At 35.1% G+C, this 17,592-nt stretch carries 14 protein-coding genes; 7 read left to right on the top strand and 7 right to left on the bottom strand.

The genetic code is table 11. The annotated features are described in order from the left end of the window. Positions 1 to 165 precede the first annotated feature (165 nt). The 3 genes from ompA to RAM17_RS12450 form a co-directional block, all read right to left on the bottom strand. Positions 166 to 1,269 (bottom strand): porin OmpA, encoded by a 1,104-nt coding sequence (gene ompA, locus RAM17_RS12460; RefSeq protein WP_110447018.1) that lies wholly within the window; start codon positions 1,267 to 1,269, stop codon positions 166 to 168. Between the two features lie 189 nt (positions 1,270 to 1,458). Then, positions 1,459 to 2,367, bottom strand: a complete 909-nt coding sequence (locus RAM17_RS12455) for a recombination-associated protein RdgC (protein ID WP_110447019.1) — start codon at positions 2,365 to 2,367, stop codon at positions 1,459 to 1,461. A 119-nt stretch (positions 2,368 to 2,486) separates the two neighbouring features. Continuing rightward, entirely contained in the window at positions 2,487 to 3,236 is a 750-nt protein-coding gene (locus RAM17_RS12450) for a MipA/OmpV family protein (RefSeq protein WP_110447020.1), read from the bottom strand. 167 nt (positions 3,237 to 3,403) lie between these two features. Here RAM17_RS12450 and RAM17_RS12445 point away from each other — a divergent pair, with 167 nt between their 5' ends. The 3 genes from RAM17_RS12445 (at position 3,404) to RAM17_RS12435 (ending at position 6,805) form a co-directional block, all read left to right on the top strand. Then, on the top strand, positions 3,404 to 4,813 hold the full coding sequence (locus RAM17_RS12445; RefSeq protein ID WP_110447021.1) for an aspartate aminotransferase family protein: 1,410 nt from the start codon (positions 3,404 to 3,406) through the stop codon (positions 4,811 to 4,813). Positions 4,814 to 4,886: 73 nt separating this feature from the next. After that, positions 4,887 to 5,936 carry a GNAT family N-acetyltransferase gene (locus tag RAM17_RS12440; RefSeq protein ID WP_110447022.1) on the top strand — a complete coding sequence of 350 codons (1,050 nt, stop codon included), beginning with the start codon at positions 4,887 to 4,889 and terminating at the stop codon, positions 5,934 to 5,936. Continuing rightward, positions 5,933 to 6,805, top strand: a complete 873-nt coding sequence (locus RAM17_RS12435; protein WP_110447023.1) for an arginase family protein — start codon at positions 5,933 to 5,935, stop codon at positions 6,803 to 6,805. The genes RAM17_RS12440 and RAM17_RS12435 overlap by 4 nt, the downstream gene beginning before the upstream one ends. Positions 6,806 to 6,862: 57 nt before the next feature. Here RAM17_RS12435 and RAM17_RS12430 read toward each other — a convergent pair whose 3' ends face one another. From RAM17_RS12430 to RAM17_RS12415, 4 genes are read right to left on the bottom strand one after another with little or no spacing between them, the layout of a single operon-like run. Further along, positions 6,863 to 7,261: a DMT family transporter gene (locus RAM17_RS12430; protein ID WP_110447024.1), complete on the bottom strand. Its 399-nt coding sequence runs from the start codon at positions 7,259 to 7,261 to the stop codon at positions 6,863 to 6,865. 1 nt (position 7,262) lies between these two features. Further along, positions 7,263 to 7,619: an EamA family transporter gene (locus RAM17_RS12425; protein WP_034901884.1), complete on the bottom strand. Its 357-nt coding sequence runs from the start codon at positions 7,617 to 7,619 to the stop codon at positions 7,263 to 7,265. Further along, positions 7,619 to 8,452 (bottom strand): alpha/beta hydrolase, encoded by an 834-nt coding sequence (locus tag RAM17_RS12420; RefSeq protein ID WP_034901882.1) that lies wholly within the window; start codon positions 8,450 to 8,452, stop codon positions 7,619 to 7,621. Before RAM17_RS12420 ends, RAM17_RS12425 begins: the two co-directional genes overlap by 1 nt. Before the next feature lie 10 nt (positions 8,453 to 8,462). Further along, positions 8,463 to 9,191 (bottom strand): MtnX-like HAD-IB family phosphatase, encoded by a 729-nt coding sequence (locus RAM17_RS12415; RefSeq protein WP_110447025.1) that lies wholly within the window; start codon positions 9,189 to 9,191, stop codon positions 8,463 to 8,465. Positions 9,192 to 9,352: 161 nt separating this feature from the next. On the opposite strand from RAM17_RS12415, the gene RAM17_RS12410 reads away from it, so the two are divergent. From RAM17_RS12410 to purL, 4 genes are all read left to right on the top strand, one after another. Further along, positions 9,353 to 10,081 (top strand): response regulator transcription factor, encoded by a 729-nt coding sequence (locus RAM17_RS12410; protein WP_065614669.1) that lies wholly within the window; start codon positions 9,353 to 9,355, stop codon positions 10,079 to 10,081. Next, positions 10,078 to 11,421 carry an ATP-binding protein gene (locus RAM17_RS12405; RefSeq protein ID WP_110447026.1) on the top strand — a complete coding sequence of 448 codons (1,344 nt, stop codon included), beginning with the start codon at positions 10,078 to 10,080 and terminating at the stop codon, positions 11,419 to 11,421. The genes RAM17_RS12410 and RAM17_RS12405 overlap by 4 nt, the downstream gene beginning before the upstream one ends. Before the next feature lie 206 nt (positions 11,422 to 11,627). After that, positions 11,628 to 13,304: a glutamine--tRNA ligase gene (gene glnS, locus RAM17_RS12400; RefSeq protein ID WP_110447027.1), complete on the top strand. Its 1,677-nt coding sequence runs from the start codon at positions 11,628 to 11,630 to the stop codon at positions 13,302 to 13,304. 367 nt (positions 13,305 to 13,671) lie between these two features. Beyond that, positions 13,672 to 17,574, top strand: coding sequence for a phosphoribosylformylglycinamidine synthase (gene purL / locus RAM17_RS12395; RefSeq protein WP_110447028.1), 3,903 nt, complete (start codon positions 13,672 to 13,674; stop codon positions 17,572 to 17,574). The last annotated feature ends 18 nt before the right edge of the window (positions 17,575 to 17,592 follow it).

The raw sequence follows: 17,592 nt of genomic DNA, 5'->3' as shown, positions 1-17,592 counted from the left end.
GGCTACTCCTTTAACTAGGATACTAACAATATTTTATTGATTATAATCTTTTTTGTGGATAATTTATAGCTTAAAAGCAAGATATAATTTATTAATTAACAAAAGGTATAAATAAAAAACCCAGCTTAAAGCTGGGTTTTAACAGATATCATTAATCAACAATTATTATTTTGTTTGATCAATTACTTGAACTTCTTGAACGTTACGTGCTTTAACTTCAATTTCAACACGACGATCTGGTGCTAAACATGCTTTTAAGTCAGCGCCACGAAGTGCATTACATTTAGTACCAGTAACTGGTTGTGATTTACCCATACCACGTGAAGTGATAATTTCAGCTGGCACACCTTTTTGTACTAAATAGTTTAATACAGTGTGGGCACGACGTTCTGATAGTTTTTGGTTATAGTTATCAGAACCAATACGGTCAGTATGACCAATTACTACGATAGCACTTTCAGATGGATTAATTTTAACAAGCGTTGCTAATAAGTTATCAAGCGCTTGGCGCCCTTCTGCTTTTAAGTCAGCTTTTGCATAAGCAAATAATACATCTTCATTTAAAACATAGCGATTTACTTCAGTTTTGATTTCAACTGGAGCTGCAACCGCTGGTGAACCTAAACGGTAAGTGATACCCAAGCTCACAGTACCTGCGTCTGGAGATGCATCAGTTTTAGTATGAATATGTTGAACATATTGATATTCTAAACGAGTAGAGAAGTTTTCATCAAAACGATAATCAAGACCTAAAGCGTAAACAGGTGATACATCAGTTTTTGTACCGCCTTTACCATGATCTTCTCTAACATCACCACCATTTTTCCATTTAGCGATAGTTACCATTCCTCCCGCACGACCATAGATATCTAAATCGTCAGAGATGAATGATAGTGGATAGCTTAATTTACCAGTTAAAGAAACACCTTGAGCAGAAACTTTACTGTTTCCTGCTTTAGAATCACTATCATAACGATAATTTCTTTTATATTTTGCTGAACCTAACCAATCATAACCTAGTTCAAATGCTAAATAAGGATTAGCTTGGAAACCTAAGAATGCACCGCCAGCGATGTTACTTCTATTAGAAGTTTTGATTCCAGCTTCTTCTTTATCAAAAGCACGAACTTTATTTGCATCTAAGTTATAAAGCTCAGACCAACCTAATTTAGCACCTGTATAAAAAGTGTTGTCTTCATATGCTGCATTAGCGGCAGTAGCGGTTAAACTTGCAACTGCAATTGCTAGAGCTAGAGTCGTTTTTTTCATTTTTTGCCTCAACTTATTTGTTGTTATAGACGTTGTTTAATTTGATTTTATTGTTTAAATTTACTTCTTATAAATAGATATTACTAATAATTATGTTACACATAATCTAGCTTTAATTATAGCACATAAATTGCGCAAAGCTAGATAGAATAAACTTACATTGTAAAAATTAAATAACTTTAATTTGCATTAACCAATTTGATTAACTGTAATATATAAATCATTTATGGAGTTAGATAAAGTATTGGCCATAATGTAAAAATCCGCTTCAAGTCGTTTATCAAACTCATCAGAACCAATATCTTCATTTTCGTCCATTATAATAGAATCAAATTTTACTTTTTTCAATGTAAAGTCTGGGTTGATAATAAAATTGATACCACGTTCATCAATAATTTTAAGTTTGGTTACCCATTTACCAGAATCTAAGTGAACTAACATTTCGTCGCTAGTAATATCTTGGTTTTTGCAGTTAATAATTCCATTACCTTCCAGTGGATCTTTTAATTCAGCTTCATCACCTAATATAAAAGGAGGAAAATTTAACTTTTCTTTAACCCAATTGGTCATTATCTTTTCAAGTGGTTTATCGATTGATAATGGGGTTAATGCTAAAGATCCAAGCTCTTTACGTAAAATTGCTAAAATATCTTCAGCTAGTTTAAAACTACTACAATCAATAATAATTCTTCTATTTTCAGTATCGATCCATAACCAATAATGGTTATATTTACTAAATGCTCTAGGCATTAAATCGAACATCACTTCATCTTTTAATGTGGCTTTTTCATTTTTGCTGAGCTTTCGACTTAATGCTTTCTCTTGTTTGTCAATTTTATCAATTAGTGCTTGTTTAATTACTGGCGCTGGTAATATTTTAGTTTCTTTTTTAATCCGTAACAGTAAATGTCCTTGCATATCAATAATGAAATCATCTAAGTTATTATCATTATAAGGCGATACCCATCCCATCTTAGTGGTATCTAAATTACCGCACGGCGAAAATGAAGCCGATTTAAGCGCTTGTTCAATAGTTTGTTTATCAAGTAAATTGTCATTATTAAGTTGGTAAATAATTGCGTTTTTAAACCAAAGCATAGTGTTATATTTCCAAATATTTGCTTTACGAAGTTTATTTTATCATAACGATTTATAATAAAAATTTCATAGACGATGATATATTATCGCCTTAGTAATAAGATTTGATAAGAAATTCTTTAAAATTTATAAGATACACCCATATAAATAGATGTTACCGTACTATCATCAACCATTGGGCTATCGGCTGCATCACCTGTTAGTTTATCAATATGGACTCCACCAAAGGTTGCAATATTATCTGTTAACGAATATTGAGCAGCAATTTCAAAGTAAGGCGTAAAAGAGCTATCAGCATTGAAATAACCTAAGCCTGAACGTGCAGATTCTTTGTGCGAGATTCCATAATAATAGTCATTATGTTTACGATTTGCCCAATTTATACCGATAGCAGGTGCAACAATCAAATTATTTTCAATATAAGGCACAGTATAATCAGCATTAACTAAAATACTATTACTATTATCAAGGATATCAGCGCCAATACTACTAGAAAAAATACCCCAATTGGTATTAAAGGAATATTCAATATCCGCTAGTAGGGTTGAGTGGCGACTATCGAGCTGTTTTAGTTTATGATTATTAGAATCGTGAGGTTTAAATTCATTCGCTAAATAGCGAGCGCCAAAGGATAGACTTTGGTTATCATCATTGAGGGCATAAACCCCAGCAGAAAGATCATCAATAAAAAACGAGCCATTGTCATAATCAATGTGTGGTATAGGATAGTAGTTTGAACTATAACTTTTATATGGTGAAGTTGACCAACCTAAACCGATTCCCAATGAGGTAGATTCTGCTGATACAATTTGCGTATATCCTAGAGAACACATTGATAATAGCGAAATTATACAGCTTATTCTTTTCATTTTGATACCTATTCATAGTGATATGGTTTACGAGAGCTATTGTGATTTCTTTATCTCAAGTCCGTCGTCACAAAATCTATACAGTAATTGTACATTGTTACAATCACTTTTCTCCGATAATAATGCCACATTTTGTCATATTTGAATATGGATTAGTGAGATAAATTATGAGTAAACCAACTAAAGAAATGATTAACAGTCGCCCTGACGACGCAGTATTATTAGCTGATGAAGCAAAATATTGCTCATTTGGTGATACCGTGCATTACGTTGAACCTCCGAAGATTTTTGATGGCTGTGAAGGTAGCTACATGTATGATAAAGAAGGTAAAGCCTTTCTTGATTTACAAATGTGGTACTCAGCTTGTAACTTTGGTTATGCTAATGAGCGTCTAAATAACGTACTTAAAAAACAAATCGATACTTTACCACAATGTGCTAGTCAGTATCTTCATCCAACTAAAATTGAATTAGCAAAAACTATTGCTCAAGGTATGGAACAGCGATTCGGTTACCAAGGGCGTGTTCATTTTAATGTTGGTGGTTCTCAATGTATTGAAGACTCACTAAAAGTAGTGCGTAATGCTACCGGCGGTAAATCACTAATGTTTGCTTTCCAAGGTGGTTACCATGGTCGTACTTTGGGGGCATCTTCAATTACCTCAAGTTATCGTTATCGTCGTCGTTATGGTCATTTTGGTGATCGCGCAATGTTTGTTCCTTTCCCATATCCATTCCGTCGCCCAAAAGGAATGACAGCCGAAGAATATGGTGAACATTTAGTCGCTGAATTTGCTCGTTTATTCGAAACAGAATATCACGGTGTTTGGGATCCAAAAGTCGGCCAAGCTGAATATGCAGCATTTTATGCGGAACCATTACAAGCAACCGGTGGTTATATTGTTCCACCTCGTAACTACTTTAAAGGTCTGAAAAAAGTTTTAGATCAATACGGTATTTTATTAGTTGTTGATGAGATCCAAATGGGCTTTTATCGTACTGGTAAATTATGGTCAATTGAACATTTTGATGTTAAACCTGATGTGGTGGTATTTGCCAAAGCATTAACAAATGGTTTAAATCCATTAGGTGGTTTATGGGCTCGTGAAGAGTTAATCAATCCAGAAGTATTCCCTGTTGGTTCTACCCACTCAACGTTTGCGTCAAATCCTTTAGGTACTGCGGTTGGTCTAGAAGTCTTAAAAATGACTTCAGAAACTGACTACGAAAAAATGGTAATGGATAGTGGTGCATACTTCCTTGAAGGATTAAAAACACTTGAGAAGAAACATAAAGAAATTGGTGAGGTTGATGGCTTAGGTCTTGCACTACGCGCTGAGATTTGTACCGATGACGGTTTTACAGCTAACAAAGCATTAGTTGATAAAATGGTTGATATTGGTATGTCAGGTGATCTTGATTGGAAAGGTAATAAAATGGGCTTGGTGCTTGATATTGGTGGTTATTATAAAAATGTTATCACTTTTGCTCCTTCATTACATATTACTCGTCAAGAAATTGACCAAGGTATTGAACTACTCGATCAATTAATTACCCGAGCTAAAAAAGAACTTTAAGTCTTAAAGCAAAATAATCCCGCTAATATGTGTTAGCGGGATTCTAGTTATACCCGATCCTTTATAGAAAGTTATGCGATATATCAATCAACTAGAACCAAATGAACTAATCAATAATTTTATTTCTCATCCACCACAGGAATTTACGAGCTGGATGAGTGAAGATGGTGTACCTGCTTTTTCTGCTAAGTTTGATTTGCTCACAACTGCCGATGATGATTTTAAAAATAAAGTTCATAAATTACCTTTTTATAGCAAATGGCGACATTGGTTACAACCAAAAACATGTTTTGTCGGAACGACAGTTTCAGAATACAGTTTGTTAACTGATAAAGTGAATGCACAGCAATTAGCTGATAATGTTAAAACAGCGTATGCAAAGAAATATCCTTTTACTATTGTGAAAGATTTACCTTCCGATTCGCCTTTACTAAGTAAGCAGGATAATCAATATTCTAAACAGGTTATTGGGTCATTAAAAGATAACGGTTTTATTGAAGTTGAAGGACAAGCTTTAGCGTGGGTTCCAATCGATTTCGAATCGATAAATGACTTTTTGGCAAAATTATCATATAGCCGTCGTAAGAATTTAAGAAGAAAGCTGAAATCTCGTGAAAAATTAGAGATTAATATCTTACAAACTGGTGATGACTATTTTTTTGATGACGCCAATCTTGATTTATATTATCAGCTTTATCTTAATGTATATGAACAAAGTGAAATACATTTTGATTTATTAACCAAACCATTTTTTATCCAATTACTGCAAAGTAAAGCAGCAAATGGGCGTATTTTCACTTATCACTATAATGGCCAATTAATTGGTTATAACATCTGTTTTGTGGTGAATAATGTTCTAATTGATAAGTATATTGGTATGGTTTATCCACTGGCACGGGAGTTGAATCTCTATTTTGTTAGCTGGTTTGTTAATCTTGAATATGCATTACAACAGAAACTAAGTAGTTATGTCGCAGGTTGGACAGATCCCGAAGTTAAAGCTTCGTTAGGTGCTAGTTTTACTTTAACCAAACATCTAGTTTATATTCGAAATCCTCTGTTAAGACTAATTTTACGTAAATTAATAGGCCATTTTGAAACCGATAAGGAGAAAGTAGCATGACATTGCCGGTTATCCTTAATTTTGATCAAAGCGTAGGTGAAATTAATGACGCTAAAACGATTGATTTCACGCAGTGGCAAGATGTAATTCGCTTTGGTTGTAATGAAAAAAATTTCCAAAAATTTAAAATGCAATTACAACAATCATTACCAGAAAACTATGGCACAGTGTTGATGGGGAGCGGTGATTATCATCATATTTCGCTATTACTAATTGAGCAACTTGCTAAGCAATATTCAGCAGATAATCCAATTGAAGTGATTATTTTTGATAATCATCCAGACAATATGCGTTATCTATTTGGTGTTCACTGTGGCTCATGGGTGAGCTATGTAGCAAGTTTACCGTTCGTAAGTCATGTTCATGTGTTAGGCATAACTTCTAATGATATTGGATTATGGCATTTTTGGGAAAATAGATGGTCACCGCTATTTCATAAAAAATTGACTTATTGGAGCTTAGATGTCAATGTTTCTTGGGCGAAAAAAATTGGCTTGAATCAAGCTTTTCGTCATTTTGATTCGCCTGATGATTTGATTACCCAGTTTCTATCTGAACAATATCGTAATACTAAACCAATATATTTATCGATAGATAAAGACGTATTAAGTGAAGAGGTTATTCATACTAATTGGGATCAAGGAAAACTGCAAACTTATCACTTATTGGATACTATTTCCTCAATTAAACCACGAATTATTGGTAGTGATATCACTGGTGAATTATCAATATGGCAACCGAAAAGTTGGTTTAAACGATTGCTTAGTTCATTAGATAAACAACCAGAAATATCCTTAGAGAACTTAAATGGTTGGCAACAAGAACAATATCAACTCAATTTAATATTATTAAACGCTTTAAAAGCCTAGTATTATTAATCTATTATTCTTTTAATAAAATACAGCTAGGCTTGACTTTAGTTTTGATTAATAACTGTTATGACTGTTTTTGTTGGTTAGTTTACTTTCCGCCAATGCCAGAAACATAATTCCTGAAACAATCAATATTGTTCCAATTAACTTAAATAACGTTATTGGTTCATTAAATAACCAAACTGATGCAATCATTACCGTGACGACTTCGAAATGAGATGCCGCAAAAGCTGGTCCGACAGGCGCTTTTTTTAATAAAGTCATCCAAGTGAAGAAAGTAAAAATATAACCTGCAATTGATACATAGATCCAATGGCCAGAAAAAACCCTAATAATCCATTCAACACTCATCGCAAGAGGTTGTGCATGCTCAGCAGCCAATTTGAAGCTGCACTGGGCAATGGTATCAAACATTAATAATACGGTAAAACCAATCAAATAAAACTTAGCCATATTAAGACATTCCCACAAAAATAACACCAGCAGTTATTAATAACATACCAATAATGCGATAAAGAGTGAGTAATTCTTTGAAAAGAATTCGACCAACTAACATAATAGTAATAATATTAAATGAGGCCAGTAATACTCCTTGAGATAGTGGCACTAAAGTTAAAAAGGCTAGCCACAATAAAAATTCAGCAATGTAAGATGCTATTCCTACCCAAATCCAATGATTTTTAGCCAAATCCAACCAGTAATACCAACCATCTCGATTGGTCGGTGATATTGCAGCATATTTAAAGGCAACTTGTCCTAAAGTATCAAAACAGATATTACTAACCCAAAGAAAAATAACTAAGGATGACATTATGCTTGATTTCCTTCTACAATATGATTAAAGAATGAAGCACATTCTTTAATCACTTCTCGGCGTTGGCTATCAATGGTAATTAAATGATAACTATCATTTAATACGATTAACTGTTTTGGGCCGGAAACGTGTTTTTCAACTAATTTTGCATTTGTTTCAATATTGGCAATGTCATCATTGCCTGAATGCATAATTAAACACGGTGAGGTAACTTTAGGTAACTCCTGACGCATATGTTTAGCCAATAACTGCATTTCAGCTAAAGCTGGGAAAGGGTTACCTGCCAGTCCTGCAGAGGCGGCGTCACCACTTAACATGCTTTCAGACACAACAGCCCGAATCCGCTCATCCTTAAGGCCATAAGGTGGTTTTTCAATAAAAGATACTTTTTGAAAAATACCAAGTTTTTTGAAATAGACTAATAAAAAGAAGAATTTTTTAGCCCAAAATGGCATGCTCCAGCCATCATAAGAAAAAGTAGGTGCTAAAACACCAACACCTTTCACTTGATTGGGACGATCGGCAGCTAATTTTAACGCTAATAATGCGCCCATAGATAAACCTGCGACAAACAGATTATCAACATGTTGAGCTAAATAATCAGCACCATCTTGAACACTTTTATACCAATCTTGCCAAGTTGTTTTACATAGATCTGCTTCTGTACCACAGTGACCAGCTAACTGTATTGCATACACAGTAAATCCAGCTTTATGTAAACCATTGGCTAAAATACGCATTTCATTTGGTGTACCAGTTAAACCGTGAATTAATAGCACACCATTTTTATTACCAGGTAAAAAATAAGATAAATCTTCAATTGTACTCATTATTATTCCTTTATTTTACCGCCATGACTGGAATTAGTGTTTGTTGCATCTGTTTTAATGCTGCGGTTACATCAGCAAAACTCTCAATAGCACTGTGTTTAATATTGTTTTTTTCGCAATAATTAATCAACTTATCTTTGGCGAAAACAAGATCGACATGATGAGAAACGCAAAAATCGGACGTACCATCACCAACATACAGTATCTGAGGAAAATGTTGCTGTTGTTTAACATGATTGCATTTGCAGTTACCGCTTTGTTTAATACAATTTTTATTGGCAAATGGGAACTCCAGGCGCCAACTTCGTTGATTATTATGCATTAACTTATTGGCATAAATAGGTAAATTCTCAATACCATGGTGTTTTAACACAAACTGAATAGCATAATCTAAGCCGTCACTAACTACATGAACTGGAATATGATTTTTTTCAGTGTAATCAATAAATGCTTTAAAATTATCATCAATTTCAATTTTTGCTAATGCTTGATTGAGTTCCTCTAGGCTAGCATCCATTAATGCAATCTGTTTACTCATACATTCTTGAGAGCCGATTTTGCCACTAACCCATAACTCTTCAAGTTCATCACAACCATCTTGACCAAATTGACTAAGTAAAGTATCAGTAACATCTTTAACACTAATTGTGCCATCAAAATCACATAAAATAATAGGGTTTTGGTGGTGAGTATAAGATGGCTGAAAAAGATGATTAGTAATTGATGAAAAAGTATTCATAGTTAACGAAAAAATTGCTTAGTTATAGATATTGGCGCCAATTCTCTCATATAGCGGTCGTAAACTTTGTAGGCTCTTTGTATATCTTTTGTAACGAGGCTTCATTTACCTGTATAATAAGGTATTTTGAAGTACACATTATACGGTAAAGAGAGCCGAAAATGAGTGAACGTATATTAATCATCGAAGATGATGAAAGATTAGCCAATTTAATCCAAGTTTATTTAATCCGTCAGGGGTATATGGTTGATTGGCATAATAGTGGTGCAGGTGCCGAAGAAAAAATACAACAGATCAATCCTGATTTAGTTATTTTAGATGTCATGCTGCCAGAAAAATCTGGATTTGATATATGTCGAGATATACGTTCGTGGTTTACAAACTATATTCTGATTATGACCGCGAGTGAAGACAATATTGATGAAATTGTTGGTTTAGAGTTAGGTGCAGATGATTATCTAGCTAAACCTATAGAACCGCGGTTATTACTTGCTCGTATTCGTGCATTGTTGCGACGAAAACAGATCGAAACCGATAAAGAAAGCTATAAGGAGCTAATAACTTCGTTTAACAATAATACTCTGGTCTTTGATAATTTGGTTATTGATGGTGAAAATCGAAGAGTGTTATTAGATGGGCAAGATATCGATTTGACTACGGCAGAATTTGATTTACTTTGGTTATTAGCAAATAACGCCGGTAAGATTTTATCGCGAGACGATATATTTTCTCAAGTAAGAGGTATTGATTTTGATGGTAGCGATCGTTCTATTGATGCGCGCATTTCTCGATTACGGCGCAAATTACTAGATGATCCTGACAACTCATCACGGATCAAAACCGTGCGTGGAAAAGGCTATTTATTTATGCGTGAAGGGGAAAATCATTGAAACAATTATTAGCTAAACCGCTATTCTTCAATCGCCGCATCGTCTTTTACCTTGTTATTTTGCTTTCGTTACAATGTATTATTGCTTATGGTGCATTATTGGTGTTTGACTCATTACCTTCGTCTTTAACTGATATGCCCGATGATCATCTTATTTTTCGTGAATCACAACGCGGAACTGTCAACTTAATTCGTAAACACATTGATGAAAATAAGCAACGTCCATTGCAAGATGTAGTTAATGAATTACAGCCTTCTTTTGGTTATCCAATAAAAGTTTTACCAGAACAGACTATCTTGTCTCATTCCGTTAAAAAAGAGTTAGAAAAACTCGGTTTTGCTTATGATGGTGATGACGAGGTTGTCTATATTGATTTAAAGGATGGACATCTATTGCAACTAGGTCCGATTTTAATGCGAGATATATTAGAATCGAATACCATGTCGTTGAGTGTATTTCTTATTATTTGGGCCTTGTTTAGTGCCATTATCTTTTTTATTTTAATCTATTTTGCTTTTAGTGCCGTTTGGAAAGATTTGGTTAATATTCGCCAAACCGCAGAGCAATTGGGACAAGGAAATTTAAAAGCGCGTACTGAAAATGTAAAAGGTTGGTTATTTAAACCGTTAGCTAATGTACTTAATAACATGGGGACTCAGATAGAACATTTAGTTAGTACCAACCAAACGATTTCACATGCGATGGCTCATGAACTACGTACGCCACTTGCACGGATGCGATTTGAGTTAAGTATGCTTGAAGAGTCCAGCGATGAGCATGAAAAAGCGTTACTGCAAAAAGGAATGAGCGATGATATTGACGAACTTGAAACGCTAATAAATGCCAGCTTGAATTATTTCAAAATGCAGCAGAGTAACATCGAATTAAATCTTACTAATGTATCGTTGAAAGAGTGGGGCGAAAAAGTTTGTCAATCATTAGCACTATTTAAACCAGAAGGGTTTGAGCTAGTTTGTAATAGTCAAGATGTAGAAGCCAAAATTGATATTAATTTGGTTGAAACCATGGTCAAAAATTTACTACTCAATGCGTTTAAATATGCTACACATAAAGCTGTGTTGAATATCACGAAACAGGATCATCGAGTGATTTTAGAGATTGATGATGATGGGACTGGTATTCCTTTTGATGCTCGTGAAAAAATTTTTATGCCTTTTGCTCGACTTGATACTAGCCGCACACGTTCAACCGGCGGATATGGGTTAGGGCTTGCTTATGTAAAATTAATGGCTGAATTTCATGACGGTAAAGCATTCGTGGTGACTAGCCCATTAGGGGGTGCTAGATTTGTGGTTTCGATAAAATCAGGTGATGAATAATCAATCTAGATTTTATAAAATTTAATTAAAAACTATTAAGAAAGATATGGATTTGAATAAGAATATTTTTTCAGATAACTTAAAACTCTCGTTTTAACGTTTCGAAAAAACAAAAAATTTGTTATATTCTTTGCTCAAAATGATAAAAGTGAAAAATCTCATTTCTAAATTGGTCATGAGTAAACATATATAATTAGAGGTTTTTTATGAGCGGTGTATTACCGGCAGAGAACGAAACTCGTCCAACTAACTTTATACGTCAAATTATTGATGCAGATCTTGCGGCTGGAAAATATAAAACAACCCATACCCGTTTTCCACCTGAACCTAATGGCTATCTACATATTGGTCATGCAAAATCTATCTGTTTAAATTTCGGAATTGCGCAAGATTATCAGGGTAAATGTAATTTACGCTTTGATGATACCAATCCAGCCAAAGAAGATATCGAATACGTTGAATCTATAAAAGAAGATGTTCGTTGGTTAGGATTCCAATGGGATGGTGAAATTTGTTACTCATCTGACTATTTTGACCGTTTATATGAATATGCAATTGAACTGATTAATAAAGGTCTTGCTTATGTTGATGAGTTGTCTGCTGATGAAATCCGCGAATATCGTGGAACATTAACACAAGCAGGTAAAAATAGCCCTTATCGTGATCGAAGCATTGAAGAAAACCTAGCATTATTCATTCAAATGAAAGAAGGTAAATTTGCAGAAGGTAAAGCCTGCTTAAGAGCAAAAATTGATATGGCTTCACCATTTATTGTTATGCGTGATCCCGTATTATATCGTATAAAATTTGCTGAGCATCACCAAACTGGCAATAAATGGTGTATTTACCCAATGTATGATTTTACACATTGTATCTCGGATGCTATTGAAAATATAACTCATTCACTTTGCACACTTGAGTTTCAAGATAATCGTCGTTTGTACGATTGGGTTTTAGATAATATTACTATTGAAGCAAGACCACATCAGTATGAGTTTTCGAGACTAAATCTTGAATATGCTATTACTTCTAAACGAAAATTAACCCAGTTAGTTTCTGAACAAATTGTTGACGGTTGGAATGACCCTCGGATGCCTACCGTATCGGGTTTGCGTCGCCGTGGTTATACACCGGCATCAATTCGTGAATTTTGTCGTCGAATTGGTGTAACTAAACAAGAAAATACGGTTGAAATGAGTACACTTGAGTTCTGTATTCGTGAAGATCTTAATGAAAATGCGCCACGAGCAATGGCGGTACTTGATCCTGTTAAAGTTGTCATTGAAAACTTTTCGGAAACACTTGATGAAGTACTTAGCATGCCAAATCACCCTAATCGCCCAGAATTAGGTCATCGAGAAGTGACATTCACGCGTGAAATTTATATTGATCGAGCTGATTTTAGGGAAGAAGCAAATAAAAATTATAAGCGTTTAGTATTAGGTAAAGAAGTTCGTTTGCGTAATGCTTATGTGATACGAGCAGAGCGTGTTGAAAAAGATGTGGACGGTAATATTCAAACTATTTATTGTAGTTATGATCCTGCTACATTAAATAAAAATCCTGAAGATGGACGTAAAGTTAAAGGCGTTATTCACTGGGTGTCAGCTAAATTTGCAAAGCCAGCTGAAATTCGTCTTTATGATCGGCTATTTAATACTCCAAATCCAGGTAGTGCAGAGGACTTTTTATCAACTATCAATCCAAATTCATTAATTATTAAACATGGGTTTGTTGAGCCTAGTTTGCAAAAAGCTGAAGCAGAACACGCTTATCAATTTGAACGTGAAGGTTATTTTTGTCTTGATAGTAAATATGCCACTGAAGATAATTTAGTATTTAATCGAACAGTGGGATTAAGAGACAGTTGGAACGAAGCTTAATCATAATCAATACGCCAACTTTGGTTGGCGTATTAATCCACTCTACTTAATATTTTTATTGATATCATCGTCAGAAGCTTAGTTTGGCTTACTTTTGCAGTATGAATATAATCCTCAATAATAATGATTACTAACAGATTGTAATTAAAAATTTTCTTAATTTAATAATAAACATTAAAGATTTATTTTAAAAAATTGTAGTGTTTTAAATAATCATAAAAAGCCGAATTGAACATTAAAAAACCCCTTTCCTCAAAATTCTTTAATTACATTATATTATGATTTTTAAGATAGCCTCTTTGTTCAGTTTATTTTATAATGTTGTTCTATTTTTTTCCTATTTTGGCTTAAAAAGAGTACTCTTAGCATGAAAATTTTAGCTGGTTCTTCTGCTCTATCTGCATTTCGTATTAATAAAATTTTATCCTCTTGTCGTGAACAATCTATCCCTATAACAAATATTGAAGCCCAATATATTCACTTTATTGATTTAAGTGATGAATTAACTGTTCAACAACAATTAACCTTAGATAAGTTGTTACAATATGGTCCCAAAAGTGCGCAAATAAATGTCGAAGATAAAACCAGTAAAATACTCTTTTTAGTTACTCCACGCGAAGGTACTATTTCGCCATGGTCATCTAAAGCTACTGATATTGCACATAATTGTGGATTATCAAAAATCCATCGAATAGAACGAGGTATTGCTTATTATGTGCAAGCTAGTTCTCTGTTAACTGATTGTCAAAAAAATACTTTTTTAGGATTGATACATGACCGAATGATGGAGACCGTATTAAACAGTTTTGAGCAAGCAGAACTATTATTTAAGGCTGACCAACCCAAACCAGTAACAATTATTGATTTGTTAGGACAAGGTCGTCAAGCATTAGAGGAAGCTAATCTAAAATTAGGTTTGGCTTTAGCACCAGATGAAATTGACTATTTGGTTGAGAATTTTCAAAAATTAAACCGTAATCCGACTGACATTGAGCTTTATATGTTTGGTCAAGCAAACTCTGAACATTGTCGTCATAAAATATTTAATGCTGATTGGATTATTGATGGTGTTAAACAACCAAAATCATTATTTAAAATGATCAAAAATACTTTTGAACATACGCCTGATTATGTGTCATCCGCTTATAAGGATAATGCCGCTGTTATGGATGGTTCGAAAGTTGGACGATTCTTTGCTGATTATGATAGTCGAAGTTATGATTATCATCAGGAATATGCTGATATTTTAATGAAGGTGGAAACCCATAATCACCCAACGGCAATATCACCTTGGCCAGGTGCGGCAACCGGTAGTGGCGGTGAAATTCGAGATGAAGGAGCGACAGGAAAAGGAGCTAAACCAAAAGCAGGATTAGTTGGTTTTTCTGTTTCGAACTTACGAATTCCAAATTTTGAACAGCCTTGGGAACAAGATTTTGGTAAACCCGATCGAATTGTTAGTGCGTTTGACATTATGATGGATGGGCCCTTAGGTGGTGCAGCATTTAATAATGAATTTGGTCGTCCAGCTTTACTTGGTTATTTTCGTACTTATGAAGAGAAAGTAAACAGTTATAACGGCGATGAAGTCAGAGGATACCACAAACCGATTATGTTAGCTGGTGGTATGGGCAATATTCGTCGTGAACATATTCAAAAAGGTGAATTTCCTATCGGCTCCAAATTAATTGTATTAGGTGGGCCTGCCATGAATATTGGTTTAGGTGGTGGTGCTGCCTCATCTATGACATCAGGACAATCAGATGCAGATCTTGATTTTGCTTCAGTTCAACGTGATAACCCAGAAATGGAGCGTCGTTGCCAAGAAGTAATAGATCGTTGTTGGCAACTTGGTGATAAAAACCCAATTTTATTTATTCATGATGTTGGTGCTGGTGGTTTGTCCAATGCGATGCCTGAACTAGTTAGTGATGGTGGTTGTGGCGGTCAATTTGAATTGCGCAAAATATTAAGTGACGAACCAGGTATGTCACCGTTAGAAATTTGGTGTAATGAATCACAAGAGCGCTATGTACTAGCTATTCATCCAGAAAGCTTAGAATTGTTTGATGAACTTTGTAAGCGTGAACGTACACCTTATGCAGTAATTGGTGAAGCTACAATTAATAAAGCAGTCGTGTTACATGATGAACATTTTAATAATAATCCAATAGATTTACCGTTAGATGTGCTATTGGGTAAAACGCCAAAAATGTTCCGAGATGTTAAAACTAGCCAAGCACAAGGTGATCATTTTTCAACATCCGATATCAATTTATATGATGCGGTAAAACGAGTATTACATTTGCCAGTTGTGGCGGAAAAAACTTTCTTAATTACCATTGGTGATCGTTCGGTAACAGGTATGGTTGCTCGTGATCAGATGGTAGGACCTTGGCAAGTACCGGTTGCCGATTGCGCGGTGACAACAGCAAGTTTAGACAGTTATTACGGTGAAGCTATGTCAATGGGGGAACGAACTCCTGTTGCCCTGCTTAATTTTGCGGCATCAGCTAGATTAGCGGTTGGTGAAGCGATTACCAATATTGCTGCGACAAATATTGGCGACATTAAACGTATTAAGCTTTCCGCTAACTGGATGGCTGCAGCTGGTCATCCTGGTGAAGATGCTGGTCTTTATCAAGCGGTTAAAGCCATTGGTGAAGAGTTATGTCCTGCTTTAGGATTAGCCATTCCGGTTGGTAAAGACTCTATGTCAATGAAAACAACATGGCAACAAGATGGTGAACAAAAAACGGTAACTTCACCGTTATCATTGGTGATTTCCGCATTTGCTCGAGTTGAAGATGTGCGTAAAACAGTTACCCCACAACTTTGTACAGATGAGGATAATCTATTACTATTTATTGATTTATCTAAAGGTCATCAAGCATTAGGGGCAACAGCATTAGCACAAGTTTATCGTCATCTAGGACAAAGAACAGCTGATGTTCATGATGCTAAAGAATTAGCCGCTTTTTATCAGGCTATCCAAAGTTTAGTTGCGCAAAATACCTTACTTGCTTACCACGACCGTTCTGATGGTGGTTTATTGGTAACCTTAGCAGAAATGGCATTTGCAGGACATTGTGGTATAGATATTGATATTAATTCACTTGGTAGCGATGTTATTGCCTCACTATTTAATGAAGAACTCGGCGCAGTTATTCAAATTCGTAATAGTGATTTAGCAAAAGTCATGACATGCTTTAAGCAGTTTGGTTTATCTCAAGCGATTCATACATTAGGAATAGCTAAAACAGGACAGCAATTTATTATTCGTAATAATAGCGCTGTGGTGTATAGCGAATCGCGATTGACATTAAGAACATGGTGGGCAGAAACCACTTGGCAGATGCAACGCTTACGTGATAACCCACAATGTGCAGATCAAGAACACCAAGCTAAGCAAAATGATGAAGATCCAGGTTTAAATGTTCATCTTACTTTTGATATTGCGCAAGATATTGCTGCACCTTACATAGTCAAAGGCGTGAAGCCTAAAGTTGCAGTTTTACGTGAACAAGGTGTCAATTCACATGTTGAAATGGCAGCAGCATTTGCTCGAGCCGGTTTTGAGTCAATTGATGTTCATATGACGGATTTATTATCAGGTCAAGTGACTTTGAATCAATTTAATACGTTAGTTGCTTGTGGTGGTTTTTCTTATGGCGATGTATTAGGGGCCGGTGAAGGTTGGGCTAAGTCTATTTTATTTAATGAACAGGTTCGTCATGAGTTTGAGCAATTCTTCCAGCGCAATGATACTTTATCGTTAGGTGTTTGTAATGGCTGCCAGATGATGTCGAATTTAAAAGAACTGATACCTGGTGCTGAGTTATGGCCTCGTTTTGTTCGTAATGTATCGGAACGTTTTGAGGCTCGATTTAGTCTAGTTCAAATTCAGTCTAGCCCTTCATTACTTTTTACTGATATGGCTGGATCGCATATGCCGATTGCTGTTTCACATGGTGAAGGTCAAGTTGAAACCTATGATTTAGCGCATTTAACTAATTTAGAAAATTCAGGTTTGGTTGCCGCACGTTATATTAACCACTTTGGTCAAGTGACAGAAGCGTATCCTGCTAATCCAAATGGATCGCCAAACGGTATTACTGCGGTAACATCTAATGATGGGCGTGCAACAATCATGATGCCACATCCTGAACGAGTATTTAGAACCGTAACCAACTCATGGCATCCTGATAATTGGGGAGAAGATAGCCCGTGGATGCGAATTTTCCGTAATGCACGTAAACAACTCGGTTAAAAAAATTCGCCGACCATT

The sequence above is a fragment of the Gilliamella apis genome (assembly GCF_030758615.1).
Lineage (GTDB): Bacteria > Pseudomonadota > Gammaproteobacteria > Enterobacterales > Orbaceae > Gilliamella > Gilliamella apis_A.
Note: the sequence above shows the minus strand (reverse complement) of the source record. Positions and strands in the feature narration are given on the sequence as shown.

Bases quoted from the DNA above. Each gene is read 5' to 3' on its own strand.
- ompA (WP_110447018.1), bottom strand. From the start codon at position 1,269: ATGAAAAAAACGACTCTAGCTCTAGCAATTGCAGTTGCAAGTTTAACC.
- RAM17_RS12455 (WP_110447019.1), bottom strand. From the start codon at position 2,367: ATGCTTTGGTTTAAAAACGCAATTATTTACCAACTTAATAATGACAAT.
- RAM17_RS12450 (WP_110447020.1), bottom strand. From the start codon at position 3,236: ATGAAAAGAATAAGCTGTATAATTTCGCTATTATCAATGTGTTCTCTA.
- RAM17_RS12445 (WP_110447021.1), top strand. From the start codon at position 3,404: ATGAGTAAACCAACTAAAGAAATGATTAACAGTCGCCCTGACGACGCA.
- RAM17_RS12440 (WP_110447022.1), top strand. From the start codon at position 4,887: ATGCGATATATCAATCAACTAGAACCAAATGAACTAATCAATAATTTT.
- RAM17_RS12435 (WP_110447023.1), top strand. From the start codon at position 5,933: ATGACATTGCCGGTTATCCTTAATTTTGATCAAAGCGTAGGTGAAATT.
- RAM17_RS12430 (WP_110447024.1), bottom strand. From the start codon at position 7,261: ATGGCTAAGTTTTATTTGATTGGTTTTACCGTATTATTAATGTTTGAT.
- RAM17_RS12425 (WP_034901884.1), bottom strand. From the start codon at position 7,619: ATGTCATCCTTAGTTATTTTTCTTTGGGTTAGTAATATCTGTTTTGAT.
- RAM17_RS12420 (WP_034901882.1), bottom strand. From the start codon at position 8,452: ATGAGTACAATTGAAGATTTATCTTATTTTTTACCTGGTAATAAAAAT.
- RAM17_RS12415 (WP_110447025.1), bottom strand. From the start codon at position 9,191: ATGAATACTTTTTCATCAATTACTAATCATCTTTTTCAGCCATCTTAT.
- RAM17_RS12410 (WP_065614669.1), top strand. From the start codon at position 9,353: ATGAGTGAACGTATATTAATCATCGAAGATGATGAAAGATTAGCCAAT.
- glnS (WP_110447027.1), top strand. From the start codon at position 11,628: ATGAGCGGTGTATTACCGGCAGAGAACGAAACTCGTCCAACTAACTTT.
- purL (WP_110447028.1), top strand. From the start codon at position 13,672: ATGAAAATTTTAGCTGGTTCTTCTGCTCTATCTGCATTTCGTATTAAT.